Origin of the sequence: Vibrio sp. 10N.222.46.A1 (assembly GCF_041473595.1) — a bacterium.
Lineage (GTDB): Bacteria > Pseudomonadota > Gammaproteobacteria > Enterobacterales > Vibrionaceae > Vibrio > Vibrio tasmaniensis_A.
Genome location: NZ_JBFRSN010001793.1, coordinates 1 through 548, shown reverse-complemented (window position 1 = coordinate 548; position 548 = coordinate 1). Strand labels below are relative to the sequence as shown.

The following is a 548-nucleotide window of genomic DNA, read 5'->3' as shown; positions in this document are numbered from 1 at the left end:
GGATGCCGTACCACCACTTACCTTTATTGGTAAATGAAGCTGATACTGGGTCAGTCGCCATGAAGAACATACCGAATGCGAAGCCACCTAGAACTAGGTGCCAATGCCAAGGCATGCTGAACATTGCGTTAGTATCAGAACCGATCACGTTGAACAGTGTAGACACAGCAATCATACCGATCATTACACCAGCAATGATGCGCCATGAAGCGATACGCATGTAAACGATCATCGCTGCACCAATCATAAGTGCTAGAGTTGATACTTCACCGATAGAACCTGGGATGTTACCAATGAATGCGTCCATCCAAGTGATTGCTTCACCTGATGTCACGTTCATTAGTGCGCTACCGCCGCCTTGAGCCCATTGGCTAAGAGCAGTTGCACCAGAGAAACCATCTGCAGCAGTCCAAACTACGTCACCTGAAATCTGTGCAGGGTATGCAAAGAATAGGAACGCACGGCCAGCAAGTGCAGGGTTCAGGAAGTTACGACCCGTACCACCGAAGATCTCTTTCGCTACTACAACACCGAAGGTAATACCTAGT

At 48.4% G+C, this 548-nt stretch carries 1 protein-coding gene; it reads right to left on the bottom strand.

From position 1 onward, the window contains the following. On the bottom strand, positions 1-548 hold a 548-nt coding region (locus AB4496_RS29360; RefSeq protein WP_372133655.1), incomplete at both ends, for an RnfABCDGE type electron transport complex subunit D.